The sequence below is a fragment of the Streptomyces sp. NPDC003379 genome (assembly GCF_053589195.1).
Genome location: NZ_JBSFRK010000005.1, coordinates 1 through 21,175 on the forward strand (window position 1 = coordinate 1; position 21,175 = coordinate 21,175).

14 protein-coding genes, 1 tRNA gene and 2 pseudogenes are annotated in these 21,175 nt (G+C 72.8%); 7 read left to right on the forward strand and 10 right to left on the reverse strand.

What is annotated here, in order from left to right; all coding sequences use genetic code 11:
- The 3 genes and pseudogenes from ACWDVB_RS06200 to ACWDVB_RS06210 form a co-directional block, all read left to right on the forward strand.
- Window positions 1-177, forward strand: a pseudogene (locus ACWDVB_RS06200) (replication initiation protein); the annotation flags it as partial.
- Window positions 171-389 (forward strand): excisionase family DNA-binding protein, encoded by a 219-nt coding sequence (locus ACWDVB_RS06205; protein WP_451517438.1) that lies wholly within the window; start codon window positions 171-173, stop codon window positions 387-389. The pseudogene ACWDVB_RS06200 and the gene ACWDVB_RS06205, both read left to right, overlap by 7 nt.
- Window positions 389-1,513 (forward strand): tyrosine-type recombinase/integrase, encoded by a 1,125-nt coding sequence (locus ACWDVB_RS06210; protein ID WP_451517430.1) that lies wholly within the window; start codon window positions 389-391, stop codon window positions 1,511-1,513. The genes ACWDVB_RS06205 and ACWDVB_RS06210 overlap by 1 nt, the downstream gene beginning before the upstream one ends.
- A gap of 90 nt (window positions 1,514-1,603) precedes the next feature.
- On the opposite strand, the gene ACWDVB_RS06215 is transcribed toward ACWDVB_RS06210, so the two are convergent.
- Window positions 1,604-1,676 (reverse strand) — tRNA-Arg (locus tag ACWDVB_RS06215).
- A gap of 114 nt (window positions 1,677-1,790) precedes the next feature.
- Window positions 1,791-2,204 (reverse strand): organic hydroperoxide resistance protein, encoded by a 414-nt coding sequence (locus tag ACWDVB_RS06220; RefSeq protein WP_451517429.1) that lies wholly within the window; start codon window positions 2,202-2,204, stop codon window positions 1,791-1,793.
- 179 nt (window positions 2,205-2,383) lie between these two features.
- On the opposite strand from ACWDVB_RS06220, the gene ACWDVB_RS06225 reads away from it, so the two are divergent.
- Together ACWDVB_RS06225 and ACWDVB_RS06230 are read left to right on the forward strand one after the other, a co-directional pair.
- Complete coding sequence (locus ACWDVB_RS06225; protein WP_451517428.1) at window positions 2,384-2,908, forward strand: MarR family winged helix-turn-helix transcriptional regulator; 525 nt, start codon at window positions 2,384-2,386, stop codon at window positions 2,906-2,908.
- 28 nt (window positions 2,909-2,936) lie between these two features.
- Window positions 2,937-3,677 carry a maleylpyruvate isomerase family mycothiol-dependent enzyme gene (locus ACWDVB_RS06230; RefSeq protein WP_451611945.1) on the forward strand — a complete coding sequence of 247 codons (741 nt, stop codon included), beginning with the start codon at window positions 2,937-2,939 and terminating at the stop codon, window positions 3,675-3,677.
- A gap of 14 nt (window positions 3,678-3,691) precedes the next feature.
- On the opposite strand, the gene ACWDVB_RS06235 is transcribed toward ACWDVB_RS06230, so the two are convergent.
- The 5 genes and pseudogenes from ACWDVB_RS06235 to ACWDVB_RS06255 form a co-directional block, all read right to left on the reverse strand.
- Complete coding sequence (locus tag ACWDVB_RS06235; RefSeq protein WP_451517426.1) at window positions 3,692-3,943, reverse strand: phosphopantetheine-binding protein; 252 nt, start codon at window positions 3,941-3,943, stop codon at window positions 3,692-3,694.
- A 158-nt stretch (window positions 3,944-4,101) separates the two neighbouring features.
- Window positions 4,102-4,722 (reverse strand): annotated as a pseudogene (locus tag ACWDVB_RS06240) (isochorismatase family protein); the annotation flags it as partial.
- 18 nt (window positions 4,723-4,740) lie between these two features.
- On the reverse strand, window positions 4,741-6,390 hold the full coding sequence (locus ACWDVB_RS06245) for a (2,3-dihydroxybenzoyl)adenylate synthase (RefSeq protein ID WP_451517437.1): 1,650 nt from the start codon (window positions 6,388-6,390) through the stop codon (window positions 4,741-4,743).
- 20 nt (window positions 6,391-6,410) lie between these two features.
- Window positions 6,411-7,619, reverse strand: a complete 1,209-nt coding sequence (gene dhbC / locus ACWDVB_RS06250; RefSeq protein WP_451517425.1) for an isochorismate synthase DhbC — start codon at window positions 7,617-7,619, stop codon at window positions 6,411-6,413.
- Window positions 7,620-7,769: 150 nt separating this feature from the next.
- On the reverse strand, window positions 7,770-8,585 hold the full coding sequence (locus ACWDVB_RS06255; RefSeq protein WP_451517424.1) for a 2,3-dihydro-2,3-dihydroxybenzoate dehydrogenase: 816 nt from the start codon (window positions 8,583-8,585) through the stop codon (window positions 7,770-7,772).
- A gap of 102 nt (window positions 8,586-8,687) precedes the next feature.
- On the opposite strand from ACWDVB_RS06255, the gene fhuB reads away from it, so the two are divergent.
- Entirely contained in the window at window positions 8,688-10,973 is a 2,286-nt protein-coding gene (gene fhuB / locus ACWDVB_RS06260) for a Fe(3+)-hydroxamate ABC transporter permease FhuB (protein WP_451517423.1), read from the forward strand.
- A 5-nt stretch (window positions 10,974-10,978) separates the two neighbouring features.
- Window positions 10,979-12,226, forward strand: a complete 1,248-nt coding sequence (gene fes, locus ACWDVB_RS06265; protein ID WP_451517422.1) for an enterochelin esterase — start codon at window positions 10,979-10,981, stop codon at window positions 12,224-12,226.
- Between the two features lie 20 nt (window positions 12,227-12,246).
- Here the strand turns inward: fes and ACWDVB_RS06270 are convergent, their stop codons facing one another.
- From ACWDVB_RS06270 to ACWDVB_RS06280, 3 genes are read right to left on the reverse strand one after another with little or no spacing between them, the layout of a single operon-like run.
- The gene (locus ACWDVB_RS06270) at window positions 12,247-13,641 is read right to left on the reverse strand and encodes a DHA2 family efflux MFS transporter permease subunit (protein WP_451517421.1); all 1,395 of its coding nucleotides are present in this window, start codon (window positions 13,639-13,641) and stop codon (window positions 12,247-12,249) included.
- A complete protein-coding gene (locus ACWDVB_RS06275) occupies window positions 13,638-13,811 on the reverse strand; it encodes an MbtH family protein (protein WP_451517420.1) in 174 nt (57 codons plus the stop codon). Before ACWDVB_RS06275 ends, ACWDVB_RS06270 begins: the two co-directional genes overlap by 4 nt.
- A complete protein-coding gene (locus ACWDVB_RS06280) occupies window positions 13,808-21,103 on the reverse strand; it encodes an amino acid adenylation domain-containing protein (RefSeq protein ID WP_451517419.1) in 7,296 nt (2,431 codons plus the stop codon). Before ACWDVB_RS06280 ends, ACWDVB_RS06275 begins: the two co-directional genes overlap by 4 nt.
- Window positions 21,104-21,175: the final 72 nt, after the last annotated feature.

A 21,175-nucleotide genomic window follows, 5' to 3' on the forward strand; every position in this document is an offset into this window, starting at 1 on the left:
GCCGACGACCCGGAGGGCTCCACGCTGGTCATGGCCCACTGGACCTACGCCGGACACGGCCACACACCCGGCGAATCCTGGCTCGCCCAAACCATCGCTGAGGGCATCCGCACCAACCGCGAAACCGCACGCGAAGCACTCGCCGACATGACCGATCTGGCAGAGGGGGACTGGTGACCGTGGATCGACTTCTGACCGTGCAGCAAGCCGCTGAGCTTCTTGGCACGAGCGTGCGGTTTCCCCGTCGGTTGATCGAGGAACGCCGGATTACGTTCGTCAAGGTCGGGCGGCATGTCCGCATCCCTGAGAGCATCCTGTCCACCTACGTTGCTGAGCACACCGTTCAGCCGGTGAGGGCTCGATCTGCCGCGCTGCGGGGGGTTGCCTGATGGCGAACAACCAGGGCAGGCGGCGCCGGTTCGGCTCGGTGCGACAGCTCAAGTCCGGTCGCTGGCAGGCACGCTACCGCGACCCGAACACGGGCCAGCTCCGCAGCACGGAGGACACGTACGCCACCAAGACGGATGCCGAAGTGGTCCTGACTCACATCGAGGCGGACATCACCCGTGGCCAGTGGTCGGACCCTGACGCGGGCAAGGTCCACTTCGGGGAGTACGCCACGGCGTGGATCAAGGATCGGAAGCTGGCTGCCCGTTCGAGGGAACGTCACGAGTCGGTGATCCGACTGCATCTCATGCCGACGTTCAGTGAGCGACCGCTGTTCTCGATCACGACAGCCCAGGTCCGGGCCTGGCGGACTACGCGCCTTGCGCGGACCGGTGAGCCCACCGTGGTCAAGGCTTACCAGATCCTCCGCGCCATCCTGAATACGGCCGTGGATGACGAATTGATCCGGCGCAACCCTTGCCGGATCAAGGGTGCCGATCGTTACGACGTGCCAGAGCGACCCGTCCTGACCGTGGCTGAGGTGTACGCCGTGGCCGACGCGATCACCCCGCGCTACCGGCTGCTCGTGCTTCTGGCGGCCTTTACGGGGCTGCGTTTCGGGGAACTGGCTTCGCTGCGTCGGCGGGACATCGATGCGGCGAACGCCGCGCTCATGGTCCGGCGCTCACAGGCGGAGATGCAGACCGGAGCACTCTTCGACAAGGCGCCCAAATCCGATGCCGGAATTCGGCCGGTGGCCTTTCCGACCGAACTTCTGCCGGACGTGAAGCAACATCTCGACGCCTACGCCGGGCCAGGCCGCGACGGGCACGTCTTCCTCGGCTCTCAGGGCGGACAGCTCCGACGGAGCAACTTCCGGGATGACTGGATCAACGCACGAAGGAAGGCGAGGATCGCGGCTGGCGTTCACTTTCACGATCTTCGGCATACCGGGAACACGCTCGCTGCGTCCGGCGCGAGCCTGCGGGAGCTGATGACCAGGATGGGCCACAGCACCCCCCGGGCAGCGCTGATCTATCAGCACGTGGTCAGCGGCCGTGATCGTGAGATCGCCGATCGGCTTGGCTCGATGATCCGCAAGACGCGGGGAGGGGCGGGCTCCTAGCGGACCTTGTGGCACGAGTGTGGCACGGCCGCGATCATGGCAAAGGGCCAGTTCGAGAGGATCAAGCCTCTGAACTGGCCCTTAGTCGCGTGCCCCCGGCAGGATTCGAACCTGCGACACCCGCTTTAGGAGAGCGGTGCTCTATCCCCTGAGCTACGAAGGCCGGGCATGGTGGCGCGGGTCCGGACGGACTGCGGCACCGCCGTCAGTGTAGCGGGTGGTCGTTTCGGGGCCGGGGGGTTGTCCGGAGGCGGGGTGGAGGTGGTCGGGGGCGAGGTTACTCGATGACCAGTTCCACCGGGATGTTGCCTCGCGTCGCCTTCGAGTAGGGGCAGAACTCGTGGGTCTTCTTCAGGAGGTCCTCGCCCGCGGGGCCCTGCAGGTGGTCGGGGAGTTCCGCGCGCATGACCACGGCGAGGCCGAAGCCGCCGTCGGTGTCCTTGCCGATGCTGACCTCGGCGGTCACCGAGACGTCCGAGACATCGATCTTCTCCTGGCGCGCGATGTTGCCCATCGCGCTGGCGAAGCAGGCCGCGTAGCCCGCGGCGAAGAGCTGCTCGGGGTTGGTGCCCTTGCCGTTGCCGCCGAGGGCGGCGGGGAAGCCGAGGGGGAGGTCGATCTGGCCGTCGGAGCTGACGGCGCGGCCCTCGCGGCCGTTGGCGGTGGCCACAGCGGTGTACAGCGCGTCCATGGGGTCTCCTCTTCCTGTCCGGTTCCATCCGGTCTCGTCCGGTTTTGTCCGGCCCTGTTCTCTGTGCGGTTGTCGGCCGGTGGCTGCTGGAGCTGCCTGCCGTCCGAAGAAAGTAGAGCATGCTATTTAATTGTGCACAACTTAATTGGGCGCGGTGGGGTCGTTGTAGTGTGGGAGGTATGGAGAACGACGCGAACTACGGGGCCCTGCGCGGTGAGCCCCGTGACGAGGACGACGAGGACGGCTTTCTGCGGCTCGATTCTCAGATCTGCTTCTCGTTGCACGCCGCCGCCCGCGCCTTCAACGGCGTCTACCGTGCCGCGCTCAAGGATCTGGGGCTCACCTATCCCCAGTACCTCGTGATGCTCGTACTCTGGGAACACGGTGAACTGCCCGTCAAGAAGATCGGGGAGCGGCTGCGGCTGGACTCCGGGACGTTGTCGCCGCTGCTCAAGCGGCTGGAGGCTGCCGGGCACGTGGAGCGGCGGCGGAGTGTCGAGGATGAGCGGTCCGTCGGGGTGCGGCTCACCGGGCAGGGGGCGGCGCTCCGGGAGAGGGCTCGTGCCGTGCCTCGTGCCATTGCCACGTCCACCGGGCTTTCGCTGGACGAGATGCGGGATCTGCGAGCCCGGCTCAACGCGTTGACCGCCGCGCTCGACGGGGCCGAGGTCGAGGAAGGGGGCGTGAGGGACTGTGTCCGTTGATGTTGGCGTTCACGTGCACCGGGGTGCCGTGGCCGCCGAGAGCGAACGGTTCGTGGCCCTTCTGGAAGGGGCGGATCTCTCCGTTCCCGTGCCCGCGTGTCCGGGGTGGACCCTGCTTGACCTCGTGCGGCATATCGGGAGCGTGCAGCGGTGGTTCTGTGTTCTTCTGCGGGAGCCTGCGCAGGAGCCGCCAAGGACGCGGGCGGTGGAGTTGGAGCTGCCGGAGTCCGAGGACGCGTACGCCGCTTGGCTCGCCGCCAGTGCGGACCTCGCCGCCCGCGCCTTCGCCGAGGTCGATCCCGACGCGCCCATGTGGGTCTGGGGCGCCGACCCGCACGCCCGGTTCTGGGTGCGGCGCATGCTGCACGAGACGCTCGTGCACCGCACCGACGCGGAGGCCGCCCTCGGGGTGCCGACCGTGATCGACCCGGCGTTGGCCGCCGACGGCGTGGACGAGTTCCTCGTCAATCTGCCCTTCGCCACGCCGTACGCCCCTGGAGTCGCCCAGTTGCGCGGCCAAGGCGAAGTCATTCGCTTCCGGGCTACTGACGTTGGTCAGGAGTGGCTCGTTCAGCTGCGCGCCGATGGGTTCGGCCTCGTCGAGCAAGGGCAGCCGGACGTGGACGCCTCCGTGGATGCCTCCGTACACGCTCGCGCCGCCGATCTGCTTCTGCTGCTCTATGGGCGGCTCGCGTGGGACTCCGGTGCCTACGAAGTCGGCGGCGACGCGGAGCTGCTCGGCCGGTGGTTCGGCAACTCCGCCTTCTGAGACCGCCTTCCGGGCTACGCCCCCCGCGTCAGTACCGGCACCCACTTCTCCAGTGCCGGCTCCTCCGCCAGGTCCGCGAAGGACGCCGTCACGCCGTGGTCGCGGCGCCAGCGGCCGAGCAGGGTCATGAGGCGTACGGAGTCGAGACCGTAGTCGACGAGGTTCTCGTCGGCCGGGATGTCCGCCGGGTCCTCGCCGAGGACGTCGGCCACGTCCGCGCGCAGCTGGTCGAGGGTCAGAGGGGGAGGGGTTGGGGTTGTGGTCATGGTCGCGGTTCCTGCCTTCACGCTTCGTCAGTAGTGGCGGTGCTGGCGGTCGTGCCGCCGAGGCCGGTCGTCGTTCCCGCGTGACCCCCGTGACCCCCGTGGCCCGCCTGGCCCGCGTGACCCTCGTGGCCCCCGTAGCCCCCATGGCCCCCGTCCCCGAAGACCGCCCCCGTCGTCGTGACCACCGCGCACCTGCCCGCCGCCCAGCGCAGCGCCATCGCGTGGTCGTCCGCCGAGAAGTCGGCCACCGCGTCGGCGACCACGAATGCCTGGATGTCCTGCATCCACGCGTCGCAGGCCGTCATCAGGACGCCGATGTGGGCGTAGATCCCGGTGATGACCAGCTGGTCGCGGCCCTGTTCGCGCAGCCGCTCCAGGAGGTCGGTGCGGACGAAGCCGCTGTACTTCCACTTGGTGAGGACCGTCTCGGCGGGCGCCGGGCCGATCTCCGGGGCGATCGCCGCCGCCTGCGCGTCGTCCGGCAGGCCCGGACCCCAGAAGTCCTGCTGGAGGCCGCGTTCCTCGGGGGTCTGGCCGCCGGGCTGCGCGGTGTGCAGGACCGGTACGCCGAGCCGGTCGGCCTGTCGCTTCAAGCCGGCCACGTTGGCGAGGAGTTCCGGCACGGGCGAGGCGTCGCGGTCGTACGCCGACAGGAAGTAGTTCTGCAGGTCGTGGACGAGGAGCACCGCGCGGGACGGGTCGACCTTCCAGTCGACGCGGTTGGCGGGCAGCTCGTCACCCGACGGCATCGGGTACGGGGTGATGGCGGGAAGGGCCATGGTGGTGAGGTGTTCCGATCAGGCTTGCGTGGACGGGGACGGGGACGGGGACGGATGCGGAGCGGAAGCGGGCTGCGCCGACGCCGCCGCCCGTAGGTCCTTCTTGGAGATCTTTCCTACGCCCGTCTGCGGGAAGGCGTCCACGAACTCGACACGGTCCGGCACTTTGTACGCCGCCAGGCCCCGCCCCCGTACGAACTTCTTGACCGCGACCGGCTTCAGCGGCTCGGCGTCGGCGCGCAGGATGACGTACGCGCATGTGCGCTCGCCCAGGTAGGGGTCGGGTTCGGCGACGACGTTCGCGTCGTGCACGGACGGGTGGGCGAGGATGTGGTTCTCGACCTCCTCCGCCGCGATCTTCTCGCCGCCGCGGTTGATCTGGTCCTTCGCGCGGCCCTCGACGACCAGGTGGCCGGTCTCGGTGAGGCGGACCACGTCGCCGGTGCGGTAGAAGCCGTCGGCGGTGAAGGAGCGGGCGTTGTGCTCGGGCGCCTTCCAGTAGCCGCGGATCGTGTACGGGCCGCGGGTCAGCAGGTGGCCGGTCGCGCCCGCGGGCAGGTCGTTGTCCTCGTCGTCGACGATCCGGATCTCGTCGTCGGGGGAGATCGGGCGGCCCTGCGTGGTCACGATCGTCTCGTCGGGGTCGTCCAGGCGCGTGTAGTTGACCAGGCCCTCCGCCATGCCGAAGACCTGCTGGAGGGTGCAGCCCAGTGCGGGCCGCACGCGGCGCGCCGCCTCCTCGCTGAACTTCGCGCCGCCGACCAGGAGCACGTCCAGGCTGGACAGGTCGTACGTCGATGAAGGCGCCGCCTCCGTCCAGACCAGGGCGAGCGGCGGGACGAGGCCGGTGATGGTGACGCCCTCGGACTCGATGAGCGGGAAGGCGGCCTCCGGGCTCGGCTGCGGGCAGAGCACGACGCGGGCGCCCGCGTAGAGCGCGCCGAGCGAACCGGGCGAGGAGAGCGGGAAGTTGTGGGCCGCGGGGAGGGCGACCAGGTACACGGAGTCCGCGTCGACCGCGCACAGCTCGTTCGAGCCGCGCAGCGAGTAGATGTAGTCGTCGTGCGTGCGGGGGATCAGCTTCGGTACGCCCGTCGACCCGCCGGAGAGCTGGAGGAACGCCAGGTCGGAGGGGGCGGGCGGGTCCGGGACGGTCACCGGGTCGACGGGTACGTCGGACAGGGCCTCGAAGGCGCCCGGGTCACCGGCGGCCACGAAGACGTGCCGCAGGGTCGGGACGTCCGCGAGGACCTTCGCCGCCAGGTCGCGGTAGTCGAAGCCGCCGTGCTCGGCGGGGATGACGTACCCGGCGGCCTCGGTGAACTCGCAGAAGTAGCGGATCTCCGTCTCGCGGTGCGCGGGCAGCGCGAAGACCGGCAGCGCGCCGATCCGGAACAGCGCGAAGACCGTCTCGAAGAACTCGGCGATGTTGGGGAGTTGGACGACGACCTTGTCGCCCTTGGCGATGCCCCGGGCGAGCAGGCCCGCGGCCAGGCGGTCGGCCCGCTGGTCCAGTTCGCCGTAGGTCCAGCGGCGGTCCCCGGCGGGGTCGACGATCGCGATGCGGTCGGGGTGTTCGGCCGCGCGGTCGCGGAGCATCCCGCCGAAGGTCTCGCCGCGCCACCAGCCCGCGGCGCGGTAGTGGGCGGCGAACTCCTCGGGCCACATGGGGGCTTCCAGGGCGGCGCTCACAGCTCCGCCCCCACCGCGTTCAGGAACGTACGGAACTTCGCGCCCGTCTCCGCGGTCTCCGCCGCCGGGTCCGAGGCGGCGACGACGCCCGCGCCCGCGTACAGCCGCAGGGAGCGCTCCTCGGCCTCGGCGCAGCGGATCGTCACGACCCACTCGCCGTCGCCGTTGGCGTCGCCCCAGCCGATCATGCCGGTGAAGAAACCGCGGTCGAACGGCTCGGTCTCGCGGATCACCTCGCGCGCCGTGGCCGTCGGGGTGCCGCAGACCGCGGGGGTGGGGTGCAGCGCGCAGGCCAGTTCGAGGGCGGACGCGTCGGGGGACGCGAGGGTGCCGGTGACCGTGGTGGACAGGTGCCACATGGTCGCCGTGCGGATGAGGGTGGGGCGGGCCGGGACGGTCAGGTCCGTGCAGAAGGAGGCGAGCGCCTGGTGCACGGCGTCGACCACGACCGCGTGCTCGTGGAGGTCCTTGGCGGACTCCAGGAGCGCGGCGGCGCGGCGCACGTCCTCGGCGAGGTCGTCGCTGCGGGGCGTCGAACCGGCGAGGGGGTTGGCGACGACCTGGCGGCCCCGGCGCGAGACGAGCAGTTCGGGGCTGGCGCCGATCAGGGTGCGGCCGGGGGCCGTGGGCAGCGCGAAGGTGTAGCCGGAGGGGTCGCGGCGGGCCAGGCGCTGGAGCATCAGGGGGATGTTCAGCGGGGCGGGCGCGGTCAGTTCGAGGGTGCGGGCGAGGACGACCTTGCTGAAGTCGCCGCGCCACATCCGCTCGACGGCGGCGGCCACTCCGGCGCCGTACTCCTCGGGGGCCGGTACCGGGCGGATCTGCCAGTCGGTGGCGTCCGGCGTCTCGGCGGGCAGCGCGATCAGCGGGTCCGCGGTCAACGGCGGCGCGGTGCGCAGCGCTTCGGGGACGGCGAGGGCGGCGGGCGCGGTGTGGTCGAAGGGGACGGCGCCGACGACGTACGGCTTGGCGATCCCGGACCGGCGGGCGTCGGCCAGGGTGGCGGCGACGCGCTGCGGCAGGGGTCTCTCGTCGTGCGGGACGTGGGCGTGGACGCCGCCCTCGGTGAGCAGGGTGCGGGTCGGCGTCGCGAGGAAGCGTTCGCCGGGCGTGTAGGCGTCGAGGAGGGCGGTGGCCGCTCCTACGGCGGGGTGGGCCTGCTCGGCCGTCGTGACGTGCGTGGCGACTTCGGGTGCCGTCGACACGGGGGCTCCATTTCTTGGGGGCGGTGACCCCTGGTTGCTGTACGACTCGGCGGGGCCGGGTGTTCCTACGGGGGGCATAACGCGGGGCGCACGGGTGGGAGGGTGGGAAAGCATCCGCCGCGAAGCGGCGGCCAGAACACCGCGCAAGCCTCAGCGCAGCGTCGCGCCCCCATCGACGTAAAGCTCCTGCAAGGTCACATGCCGGGCCCGGTCCGAGGCGAGGAAGAGCACCGCTTCCGCGATGTCGTCCGGGGAGGCGATCCGGCCGAGGGGAATACCCGTGCGGTACGTCGCCGGGTCACCGTCGATGACGCTGAGCGGCACCTCCGCCTGCCCCTCGGGCCACAGGGCCCGCTGCATCGCCGTATCCGTGGAGCCCGGCGCGACGACGTTGCAGCGCACCCCGCTGCGGGCGATCTCAAGCCCGAGGCACTTGGTGAACATCGTGGCCGCCGCCTTGGAAGCGGCGTACGCGGCCATGCCGGTCCGGGGGATCCCGGCGGCGTTGGAGGCGACGGTGACGATGCAGCCGGAGCCGCGCGCCGTCATGTGGGAGGCGGCGGCGCGCGAGGTGTGGAAGACGCCGGTGGTGTTCACGGCGAAGGTGTCGGCCCAGTCGGCGTCGGTCAGTTCGGCGACGGGCGCGGCGCGCAGGATGCCCGCGACGTTCACGAGGAGGTCGAGGGCGCCGTACTCGCGTACGACGTCGTCGATGACGGCGGTGACGGCGGCGGGGTCCGTGACGTCCATGACGCGCGGCGTGACCGTGCCGACCGAGCCCCGCGAGGCGGCGGCCACTTCGTCGACGCCGTGCGCCGAGCGGTCGGTGGCGACGACGTGCGCGCCGCGGGCGGCGAGCGCGGTGGCCACCGCGGCGCCGATACCCTGGCCCGCGCCGGTCACCAGAGCCGTACGCCCGGCGAACTCGCCCTCGGCCTGCGACTCGTACGGTATGTGCTCAGGCATGTGTGAGCCACCTCCCCCTGCTTTTTAGGTAAGCCTAACCTAACGTATAACTACTGCCCAGAGGTCGCAACGCCGTCACCATAGTTAGGCTAGCCTCACCTTATGCGCATGCCGACCGTGGGCACCACACCCCGAGCACCTCAACCGTCCGGACCGTCGGGCGAGTTGGCCGAAAAGGGCGCCCCCGGGCCGGTGCCCGACGACACCGAGCCCCGCACCCCGCGCCGCACCGTCGGTCTCGCCGTCGCCGGATTCACCTTCGCCCTGCTCCTGCTCGTGGTCCTCTCGCTGTGCGTCGGCGCGGGCGAGGTCGGCCCCGGCGGAGTCCTCGACTACCTCCTGAACCGGGGCGGCGCGCGCGGCGATTCACGCCTCGATCTCGTCGTCGGTGATCTGCGTATCCCGCGTACGCTCACCGCGCTGCTCGTCGGCGGCGCCCTCGGTGTCGCCGGGTGCCTGCTGCAGGCGGTCACCCGCAATCCGCTCGCCGAGACCGGCCTGCTCGGCGTCAACGCCGGTGCCTCACTGGGTGTCGTCGCGGGCATCGCGCTGCTCGGTCTCGATTCCGGTTACGCCTATCTGGTCTGCGCGTTCGTGGGCGCCGTGGTCGCGAGCGGGCTTGTGCTGCTCATCGCGGGACGCAAGGGCGGCGGCTCTCCCATGCGGCTCGTCCTCGCCGGATCGGCGCTCGGCGCCACCTTTGGCGGGCTCACCAGCGTCATCGTCGTCAACTCCGCCGAGACCTACGACAAGTTCCGCTTCTGGGTGCTCGGCTCGCTCGCCGGAGTCGAGGGATACGGCGAGCTCGGGCGGCTCGCGCCGGTCCTCGCGGCCGGGTTCCTGGTGGCGCTGCTGGTCGCCCGGCCGCTGTCCGCCCTCGCCCTCGGCGACGACCTCGCCCGCAGCCTCGGCCACCGGCCGCCCCTGATCCGTACCGTCGTCGCCGTCGCCGTCACCCTGCTCACGGCCGCCGCCGTCGCGCTCGCCGGGCCCATCTCCTTCCTCGGCCTGCTCGCGGGCTTCCTCGCCCGCGCCATCGCGGGCACCCGTCTGCCGGCCCGGCTCCTCCTCGCGGGCCTCGTCGGCGCCTGCGTCCTGACCGTCTCGGACGTCGCGGCCCGCGTCGTCTCGCGCCCGTACGAGGCGCCGGTCTCCGTCATCGTGGCGCTGATCGGCGCCCCCGTACTGATCCTCATCGTCCGCTCCAAGCAGCTCGCCACGATGGGCATGACGGAACCGGCGACGGAGGAGAGCGCCCCGTCCAAGTCCCGCCGGCTGCTGGGCCTGCGCCTCCCGAAGCGCGCCACCGCGCGACTGTCGAAGAAGCCCACGTCCCGTACTCCCCGCCTCCGCCCCGCCGACACCTACGTCCTGCGCCGCGGCCCCCTCTCCTTCCTCGTCGCCCGCCGCGCGACCCTCGCCTCGCTGCTGCTCGCCGCGCTGCTCCTGGTCGCCGTCGTGTTCTCCGCGTACGCGGGACAGAGCGACATGGGCGTCAGCCGCACCTTCCGCGCGGTGTTCGGGTACGGCGACCACTTCGACGTACTCCTCGTACAGAAGTTCCGCCTCGGCCGCATCGTCGCCGGGCTCACCGCGGGCGCCGCGCTCGGCCTCGCCGGGTGCCTGACCCAGACCCTCGCCCGCAACCGCCTGGCCACCCCCGAACTCCTCGGCGTCAACGACGGCGCCACGGCCGCGGTCCTGATCTCCGTCACCTTCAGCGCCTCCGGGTCCTTCGGCGCCTGGTGGGCGGGCCCGATCGGCGCGCTCGTCGCCGTGATCGTCGTGACGCTCGTCTCCGGCGGGCTCGGGCAGCGCGGCTACCGCGTGCTCGTCGTCGGCCTCGCCATGTCCGCGCTCGCCTCCGCCGCCACGCAGGTCGTCCTCTCGCGCCGCTCCCTCAACTCGGCCAGCTCGCTGTACGTATGGACCTCCGGGAGCCTCAACGGCCGCGGCTACTCCGTCGCCGTCCCCGTCCTCATCGGCCTGGCCGTCCTCGTCCCGCTCGCCCTCGCCGTCGCCCGCCACCTCGGCGTACTCCGCTTCGACGACGACACCGCCGCGTCGCTGGGCTCCAATGCCGGGCGCACCCGCCTGATCTGCCTCCTCCTCGCCGTCGCCCTCGCCGGGCTCGCGGTCGGCATCTGCGGGCCCGTCGGCTTCGTCGCCCTCGCCTCGCCCGTCATCGCCTCCCGCCTCGCGGGCCCGCTGCGGGTGCCGCTGGTCGGCTCGATGCTGACCGGCGCGGCCCTCGTGGTCGTCGCCGACACGCTCGGCCGCATCGCCTTCGACGGTTCGGAGCTGCCGGTCGGCATCGTCACGACGGTCCTCGGCGGACCGTTCCTGCTGTGGGTCCTGCTCGGCCGCTCGGCGGCGACGCGCGTCTGAGTCGTATGAGCCGCCCCCCAACTCCGAGAGAGGTCCCCGCTGTGCTGCGCAGTCCACTGCTTCGTACGCTCCTCCAGGCCGTACGAGCCCGCATACCCGGCGCCGAACGGGACTTCTGGAACCGGATCGAGGCCATGGGGGCGCCCCTCGTCGAACCGGACCCGGCCGGCGACCCGGCGTACCGCCTCGTCACCTTCCTCTGGCGGGACGACTCCGCACACTCCGCGCACCCCGCCACGGACGTCCTCGCCCTGCTCCACACCGTCACCGACAAGGACCGCCACGCGGGCGACCTCACCCCGCACCTCATGGAGCGGCTGCCCGGCACGGACGTCTGGGCGCTCGGCCACCGGCTGCGGGCCGACCACCGGGCCTCGTACCAGTTCTACGTCGCCCACGGCACCCGGCAGGACACCCTCCGCACCGACCGCGAGGCCTGGCTGCGCGTCCTCGACGAGGCCGTGCCCGATCCGCTCAACGCAGACCCGCGGCTGCCCGCCCGCGACGGCCGCAACCCCGCCTCCGTGATGTCGCTGCCGGACGCGCCGCCCCAGCCGTACGTGAACCGCCGCGCCAAGGCGGCCGGGAAGTCCGTCGAGGCCGAGGTGGACGGCAGGCGCGTCACCCTCCACCTGCCGCAGGAGCCGCCCCGCGCTCTGGCCGTACTTCTGGACGGCGAGATGTGGGGCCCGGTCCTCCGCGTCGGCGACACGCTCGACGCGCTGCACGCCGACGGCGCCGTGCCGCCCACGGCCGCGCTCCTCGTCGACACGATGGGCCGGCGCATGGAGGATCTGAGCTGTAGCGGCGACTTCGTGGACTGGCTGGCCGACGTGCTCCTGCCGTGGGCGGCGACCGCGTACGACGTGACCGCGCCCCCGGAACGCACGCTCATCGCAGGCCAGAGCGCGGGCGGCCTCACGGCGGCGTACGCGGCCCACCGCCGCCCGGACCGCTTCGGCGCCGCGCTCAGCCAGTCGGGCTCCTTCTGGTGGCCCGACGAGAACGCCCCGGACGGCGCGGGCCCGGAGTGGCTCACCCGCCAGTACGCCCGTGCCCCGCACCGCCCGGTCCGCCTCCACCTGGAGGTGGGCGCCCAGGAGTGGATGCTCCTCGCCGAGAACCGCCGCCTGCGCAACGTCCTGCGGGCCCGCGGCTACGACGTCACGTACGAGGAGTTCAACGGCGGCCACGATTACGCCTGCTGGCGGGGCGGCCTGGCGGCGGGGCTGGCGGAGCTGCTGGGGGACTGATCCCCGGCGGCAGCCGACCCTCACCCCGGTGGCGGTCCCGCCACCGTCTTCGGCAGGCGCATCGCCAGCAGCGCTCCCGCCGCCACGAAGCCCGCCGTCACCAGGACCGCCACGCGGTACGGCCCGGCGTCCGTGAAGCCCACTCCGTGGCCGCCGATCACCGCCGCGCACGCCGCGATGCCCAGCGCGCCGCCCAGTGTGCGGACGATCTGGAAGAGGCCCATCGCCTGGCCCATGTCGGCGGGGGCGATGTCCTCGAAGCCGGCGATCTGGATGGTCAGGACCGCCGTGCCGAGGACCAGGCCCACCGCGAACATCAGCGCCCGCACGGCCCAGGCGTTCTCCGCCACCCCGGGAACGGCCAGCGCCGCGAAGACGCCCGCCGCGAGGAGCAGCGCCGGGACCGCGAGGCGGCGCGGGCCGAGCCTCGGCAGCAGGCGGTCCACCGCCTGGGACGCCAGCATCAGGCCGAGCGCCTCGGGGAAGACGCTCAGCCCGGCGTCCAGCGCGGACGCCCCGAGCGCGGCCTGGTAGAGGAGCGGGAAGACGAAGAGGACGCCCATCAGGCCCGCCGCGCTGACCAGGGCCAGCCCGGAGGCCGCCCCGTACACGCGGTCGCCGAGCAGCCTCAGGCGCAGGAGCGGCTCCCGTGCGCGGAGCTGGTGGACGGCCGTGGCGGCCAGCAGGGCCACGCCCGCCACCGCGCTGACGGCCACCGACGGCTGGGACCAGCCGTGCGAGGGGCCGAAGCCGAGCGCGTACGTGAGGAGGCCGAGGGCCGGGGTGGCGAGGAGGAAGCCGACGCGGTCGAAGGGGCCCGGCGTGCCCTCGACGTGCTCACGCAGGGACACGGCACCCAGCAGCAGAGCCGCCGCGCCGACCGGCACGTTCACGAAGAACAGCCAGTGCCAGGAGAGGTGTTCCGTGAGGAAGCCGCCGAGCGGCGGGCCGAGCGCGGGCATCAGCGCGGTCGGCACGATGAGAACCTTCGATAGCTTCACCCGCTCCTCGGGCGGGAACGCGCGGAAGAGCAGCGTCATGCCGACCGGCGTGAGCAGCCCGCCCGCCAGACCCTGGACCGCCCTCGCCACCACCAGGGTGGTGAGGTTCGGCGCGAGACCGCAGACCGCGGAGGCCGCCGTGAAGACGGCCAGGGAGCCGAGGAAGACCCGCTTCGTGCCGAGGCGGTCGCCGAGCCAGCCCGCCACGGGGAGGGCGAGGGCGAGCGCGACGAGGAACGCCGTCTCGACCGTGTTCGCCGCCGACACCGGGCGGCCGAAGTCGCCCGCGATGGTGAACAGGGCCGGGTTGACGATCGTAGAGTCCAGGCCGTTCATGCACATCGCGGCCGTGTAGACGAGGACGACGGCGACCTTCGGGCGTATCCGGGGTCTGACCAGCAGGCCGCCGCTCACCGGCTGTTGACCCAGTCCAGGGCGTCCTGGCGCGGGCACGGGCCGTGGGCCGTGGACCAGCCGTCGGGCACGGCGGCGAAGAGCGGCCACAGCGAGTGCTCGCCGCGGTCGTTGGTCAGGACCAGGAACTCGCCTTCGCGGTCGAAGGGGTTGGCGCGGGCGTCATTCATGATCGCGGGTTCTCCAGCTCGGTCAGTCGGTCGGCGACCACGCGGGCGATGTGCGCGATCGGCTCGGGCAGGGTCATGTCCTTGTGCGAGCAGGCGACGTTCGTGTTCGCTATGCGCCCGCCGACGTACGGTGCCCAGGTCTCGGGCGTGAGCGTCTCGTCGATCGTGTCGACGGTCGCCCGGAAGAACAGCACGTCGCCGTCGAAGCGGCGGTGGTCGTAGGCCCGTACGAGATGGTTCGTGTTGAGGTAGATGTCGCGCAGCGCCTCGAAGGTGACGGGCGGCAGGGCGGCCAGCGGGCTGCCTTCGCGGCGCAGTACGTCGATGACGTTCCCGGTGGTCAGCTCCTTGCCCGCGAGACTGTCGGGGCCGTAACCGCCCATCGTGAGCAGCGACTCCAGGGCCTCGGCCTCGTCGGACTCGGGCAGCTCGCGGAAGCCCTCCGCCGGGTAGGCGTCGAGGATCGCGAGGAGCTCCACCTCGTGGCCGAGCTCCTGGAGGTGCGTGGCCATGGCGTGCGCGATGATGCCGCCGGTCGACCAGCCGAGGAGGCGGTAGGGGCCGGTGGGCTGGACCTCGCGCAGGCGGGAGACGTAGTGGGCGGCCAGCTCCTCCAGGGTGCGGGGGAGCGCGTCGGCGGCGGTGGCCGCTCCCACGCCCTGCGCCTGGAGGCCGTAGATCGGCACATCCGGCGGGAGGTGGCGGATCAGGCCCGCGTAGCACCAGCTCAGGCCGCCCGCCGGGTGGACGCAGTGGACCGGGGCGCGGTCGCCGTCGCGGGCGGGGCGCAGGGGCAGCAGGACGTCCAGGGGGTCGGCCTGCCCGCTCCCGGAGTCGAGGAACGCGTCGAGCCCGGCAGGTGTCGGCGACTGGAAGACCGTACCGATGGAGACCTCCGTGCCGAACGCGGCCCTGACGCGGCCCGCGAGGCGCACGGCGAGCAGCGAATGCCCGCCCAGTTCGAAGAAGTTGTCGTCGATGCCCACCGTCGTGACGCCGAGGACCTCCGCGAAGATCGCGCAGAGCTGCTCCTCGCGCGGCGTGCGCGGGGCGCGGCCCGCGTCGGTGGCGGCGGGCCGCTCCGGCGCGGGGAGGGCCTTGCGGTCCAGCTTGCCGTTGCTGGTGAGCGGCAGCCGGTCCAGGACGACGACGGCGGAGGGGACCATGTGGACGGGCAGTTCGCCGGCCGCGTGTTCACGCAGCTCAGCGGCGGTAGTGGTCGCGCCGTCGGCGACGACCGCGTAGCCGACGAGCCGCTTGTCGCCGGGCACGTCCTCGCGTACGACGACGGCCGCGTCCGAGACGGCGGGGTGCGCGGCGAGGACGGCCTCGATCTCGCCGAGTTCGATGCGGAAGCCACGGATCTTCACCTGGTGGTCGGCGCGCCCGAAGTACTCCAGGTTCCCGTCGGCGCGGCGGCGCGCGAGGTCGCCGGAGCGGTACATGCGGGCACCGCGCTCGCCGAAGAGGTGCGCGTACGGGTCGGCGACGAAGCGGGTCGCGGTCAGGTCGGGCCGGCCCAGATAGCCGCGGGCCAGGCCCTCACCGGCGACGTACATCTCACCGGTGACGCCGGGCGGGCACGGCTGGAGGCGGTCGTCGAGGACGTAGACGCGCAGGTCGGGAATGTTCACGCCGATGGTGCTCGACGTGGAGGCGGCGGCTTTCGCGCGGTCGAGCGCGAAGTAGGAGACGTGCACGGTCGTCTCGGTGATGCCGTACATGTTGACGAGGGTGGGCGCGGTGTCGCCGTGCCGTTCGTACCAGTCGTCGAGCCGGCCCAGTTCGAGCGCCTCGCCACCGAACACCACATACCGAAGGGCGAGCTCACGGCCGCCTCGCGCCTCCCGGTCGGCGGCGGCGAGCTGGTAGAAGGCGGACGGCGTCTGGTTGAGGACGGTGACGGCCTCGTCGGCGAGGAGCGTGCGGAAGGCGCCCGGGTCGCGGCTGGTCAGATGCGGTACGACGACGACCTTGCCGCCGTAACCGAGCGCGCCCCACAGCTCCCACACCGAGAAGTCGAAGGCGTACGAGTGGAAGAGCGTCCACACGTCGTTCTCGTCGAAGCCGAACCAGTGGTCGGTCGCGGTCAGCAGCCGCGTCACGTTGTGGTGTGTGACGACGACTCCCTTGGGGCGGCCCGTCGATCCTGAGGTGTAGATGACGTACGCGGGGTCGTCGGGGGTGAGCGGGCGGGTGCGGTCGCTCTGGGCGAGGGGGGTCTCGTCGTACGCGGCCGGGGCGTCGCCGTCGACCGCGATCAGCGGCAGCGCGTGGGCCTCGGCGGGCAGCCGGGGCGCGGTCGCGGTGTCGGTGAGCAGCGCGGCGGGGCGGGCGTCGCCGAGCATGTACGAGAGGCGGTCGGCGGGGTAGTCCGGGTCCAGGGGGAGGTAGGCGGCGCCGGAGAGCGCCACCGCGAGCAGGCCCGTGACCAGGTCGGCGGAGCGGGGCAGGGCGAGCGCCACGATGGAGCCTGGGCCGATGCCGCGGGCGGCGAGGAGGCGGGCCAGGCGGTGGGCGCGGGCGGACAGTTCGGCGTAGGTGAGGGCGTGGCCGTCGTGGGAGACGGCGGTGCGGTGCGGGTGCCGGGCGGCGGCCGATTCGTAGACGTCGGCGAGGGTGGCGGGCTCTTCCGTACGTGCCTGTGCGGCCTGCTGGTTGACGGCGACCAGGGCGTGGTGGCGCTCCTCGGCGCCGAGGAGGGGGAGGAGGCCGAGGGGGGTGTCGGGCGCCTCGGCCGCGGCGGTGAGGAGGCGGGCCAGGCGGGCGGCCAGGGCCTCGGCGGTGGCGCGGTCGAACAGGTCCGTACGGAATTCGAGGAAGCCGGATATGCCCTGCTCGTCGGCCAGTTCGCCGGCGTTCAGGGTCAGGTCGAACTTGGCCGTGCCCGACGGGACGGCGGTCAGCCGGGCCGTGGTGTCCGGGCCGAGCGCGAACCGCCCGTCCGGGATCGACTGCCAGGCCAGCATCACCTGGAAGAGGGGGTGGCGGGCGAGGGAGCGGGGCGGGTTCAGCTCCTCGACCAGCTGGTCGAAGGGGAGTACGTCGTGCTCGTACGCGGCGAGTGTCCCGCCCCGCACGCGGTCGAGGAGCGCACGGAAGGCGGGGTCGCCGGAGGTGTCCGTGCGCAGCACGACGGTGTTGGTGAAGAACCCGACGAGGTCGGCGGTCGCGTCGTCGTCGCGCCCGGCGACGGGCGTGCCGAGCGGGATGTCGGTGCCGCAGCCGTGCCGGGTGAGGAGCGCGGCAAGACCGGCCTGGACGGTCATGAAGACGGTGGTGCCGGTGGCGGCCGCGAGACGCTTCAGGGCGCGGTGGGTGGCGGGGGTGAGGCGGAAGGGGACGGTGCCGCCCTGGGACGAGGCGACGGGCGGGCGGGGCCGGTCGGCGGGCAGCTCCAGCTGGTCGGGCAGGCCCGCGAGGGCGTCCTTCCAGTACGCGAGGTGGGTCTGCGCCAGGCCGTCCGCGAGCAGTTTCTGCTGGTGGGCGGCGAGGTCGGCGTACTGGAAGGGGAGCGGCGCGAACTCCGGCGCCCGGCCGGCCGCGCGGGCGGTGTAGGCGGTCGCGAGGTCGCGGGCGAGGGGGGTGGTGGAGGCGCCGTCGCCCGCTATGTGGTGCAGGAGGAGCAGCAGGGTGTGACGGGCGGGGTTCTCGGGGTCGGTGAACAGGGTGGCGCGGAGCGGGGGTTCGGCGGCGAGGTCGAAGCAGTGGCGTACGGCATGGGAGAGGGCGTCCGCGTCGAGGGGCTCGCGGTGCAGGGCCGGGCGGGCCAGGGGGTGGTCGACATCGAGAATGCGCTGGTGGGGCTGGTCCTCAGGGGCGTTGTCAGTGGCGGGATATACCGTTCTGAGTGTCTCGTGGCGCGCGGTCAGATCGTGCAGGGCGAGCTGGAGCGCGGCGTGGTCGACAGGGCCGTTCAGGGTGAGGACGAGCGGGATGTTGTAGGTGGGGCTGGGTCCTTCGAGGCGGTGCAGGAACCACAGGCGCTGCTGGGCCGGGGAGAGGGGGAGGGTGTCGGTGCGGGGGACGGGGACGAGCGGGGCCGCTTCGCTGCCGGAGGCGGCCGAGGCGCGCACCAGTGCGGCGAGAGCGGCGGGGGTCGGCGCCTTGAAGACGTCGGCGATACCGACGGCGGCGGTGAACCGCTCACGAATACGGGCGGCCAGGCGCCCCGCGAGCAGCGAGTGACCGCCGAGATCGAAGAACCCGGCGTCGGCTGAGGGCCACCCGGACTCCAGCCCGAGAACATCGGCGAAGAGCCCGCAGAGGATCTCGGTGTACGGGTCACTCGGGTGCCTGCCGGTGTCCCCGACGGGGGCGACCGCGGGCTCCGGGTCGGGCAGGGCCCGATGGTCCAGCTTGTCGTTGGCGGTGCGCGGCAAGGCGGCGAGGAGCGTGACCGTGGCCGGGACCATGTGCTCGGGGAGGACCGCGGCGAGGTGGGCGCGGAGTTCGTCGGGGGTGACGGTGGGGAGTCCGTCCGGGGTGACGGCGCGGGCGTCGCGCGGCACCGCGTAGGCCAGGAGTCGCTTGCCATGCGCGGTGTCGCGGGCGATTACGGCCGCCTGGGCTACCGCCGGGTGGTCCGCGAGGCGTGCCTGGATCTCGCCGAGTTCGATGCGGAAGCCGCGGATCTTCACCTGGTCGTCGCCGCGGCCCAGGAACTCCAGGGTGCCGTCCGCGCGACGGCGCACGAGGTCCCCGGTGCGGTACATGCGGCCGCCGGGGTCGCCGTGCAGTGCCCCGAACGGATCGGCGACGAAGCGCTCGGCGGTCAGGTCGGGGCGCCCGAGATAGCCGCGGGCGAGGCACGCCCCGGCGACGTACAGCTCACCGGTGACGCCGGGGGGCGTCGGACGGAGGGAGGAGTCGAGGACGTAGACGCGGGAGGCGCGGACCGGGTGCCCGGTGGTGCTCCCGTCGGGCTCCGGCAGCCAGTAGTACGCGTCGACGGTCGTCTCCGTCGGCCCGTACAGGTTGACGGGCCGCGACCCTGCCGTGGACGCGAGCCGCTCCCACAGTGGTGCGGGGACGGTCTCGCCGCCCACGACCAGGACGGCGGGGTGGTGCCTGCCCTCGTCGAGGAGGCCCTCGGCGACGAGCGCCTCGGCGTAGGACGGGGTGACATCGAGGTAGTCGACGCGGTGCTCGTCGACGTACGCGGCGAGCACCGAGGGGTCGCGGTACGCGGCGTCGTCGAGGAGGTGGAGTTCGTGGCCGTGGACCATCCACAGGACCGGGTCCCACGACGCGTCGAAGGCGAACGACGCGCTGTGGGCGACGCGTAGGCGCTCCCGGCCGCCCGCGCGCTCGACCGCGGGCGCGATGTGGTCGGAGCCGTGCCCGGCGAGGAGGTTGGCGAGCGAGGCGTGGGTGACGACGACGCCCTTGGGGCGTCCCGTGGAACCGGAGGTGTGAATGATGTAGGCGGGGTCAGTCAGGCGCGGGGAGGCGGCGGGCGCGTCACAGGGGAGGGCGGCCAGCGCGGCCGACGTGTCCGGGTCGTCGAGCGCCAGTACGGGCAGGCCGTGGTCCGGGAGCGCGGCGAGCGTCGCCAGGGTCCCGATGACGTACGCGGGGCGGGCGTCGGCCAGCACGTCCAGGGTCCGCGCTGCGGGATGACCGAGGTCCAGCGGCTGGCAGACGCCGCGCGCCTTCAGCACGGCGAGCAGCGCCACGACCGTGTCGGTGCTGCGGGGCAGGGCGAGGGCGACGGGCGTGCCGGGTGCCACGTCGGCGGCCAGCCGGTGGGCGAGCCGGTTCGCCGCCGCGTCGAGCCCGCCGAAGGTCAGCGCGGCGCCGCCGCTGCGGACGGCCACCGCCTCGGGGGCGCGGGCGGCCTGCGCGGCGAACACCTCGGGCAGCGTGTGCTCGGCGGGCGCCTCCGCGCGCCCGGCGGTGGCCGCGCGGACCTCGTCGGGGGTGAGCAGGTCGAGGGTGCCGATGGGGCGGTGCGGGTCGGAGAGGAGGAGCTCGGCGAGACCGTCCAGGTAGGTGACCAACGTACGTTCGTGACGGGCGAGTTCGGCGTCCTCGTACCGTCCGGCGTTGGCGTCCAGGGTGATGCGCAGGGTGCCGTCCGCGCGGGGTGCGGCGCCGACGGCGAGGTCCTCGACGGGGCCCGCGGCGAGGTTGCGGATGGTGCCGGGCAGGCCCGCGAAGTCCAGGTCGGTCTCGAACGGCTTGATGTTGACCATGGGCCCGGTCAGCGGCTCGCCCGCCGTGCCGAGCGCGAGGTCGCGGCGCAGGTCGGCCTGCGGGTAGCGCTGGTGGCGGCGGACGGCGCGGACCTCCAGGACGACGCGGCGCAGGAGTTCGGCGCCGGTGTCGCGGGGGCGTACGGCGATGCGCAGCGGCAGGACGTTGACGGTCATCGCCGGGGTGCGCAGGGCGGCGGGGCCGCGGCGGTTGGTCAGCGGAAGGCCGAGCACGATGTCCTCGGCACCGGTGACGCGGTGCAGATGCCCGGCGGTGGCGGCGATGACCAGCTCGGCCCAGGTGGCCTTCACGGCCTGCGCGGCACGGCTGACGCGGTCGAAGGAGCCGTCGGGCAGGTCGGTGGCGCGGCGGTGCAGCAGATCGGAGGTTCCGGCGCGGGCGGCGAGGGTGGCGGGGGTGGTGTGCCCGGCGGTGCGCTCGGCCCAGAAGGCGCGGTCGGTGGCGTACTGCTCGCTGCCGAGGTAGTGCCGCTCCTCGTCGGCCAGCTCGGCCAGCGGCGCGAACCGGCGTTCGGGCAGCTCCTCTTGGCCGGTCGTGAGGGCGGTGTACAGCTCGGCGACGCGGCTGCCGATGAGCTGGAGGGCGTAGGCGTCGACGGCGAAGTGGTGGACGCGCTGGTACCACCAGTGGCGGTCGTCGGCGAGGCGGATCAGGGCCTGGGTGACGAGGCCGCCAGCAGCCTGGCCTCCGGCTTGGCCGTGGGCTCGGCCTTGGGAACCGGCGCCGGTGAGGTCCACGGGTCTCGCGAGGTCGGCCCGCATCCAGGCCTCGGCGGCCTGCTCCGGGTGGGCCTCGGTGCGCAGGTCCAGGTGGTGCAGGGTCACCGGCACGGCGTCGGGGCGGACCTCCTGCCAGGGGGTGCCGGCCGCGTCCTCGCCCGCCCGCAGCGACAGCGTCTCGGCCTCGGCCATGGTGCGCAGGAGCGCGGCCTCGAAGAAACCGGTGTCCAGGGGGCCTTGGATCTCCACGCGGTCCGCCGTGTTGAGCGCGGTGCTCTGGGGGGCCAGCTGCTGCGCGTAGAGGATGCCGGCCTGCGCGGTGAGCAGGGGAAGGCGGTCAGGGCGCTGATGCATGTGTGTGACGACTCCCGTGAACCTGAACATGAACCTGGACCTGGGCCTGGACCGGAACCCGGACCTACCGGT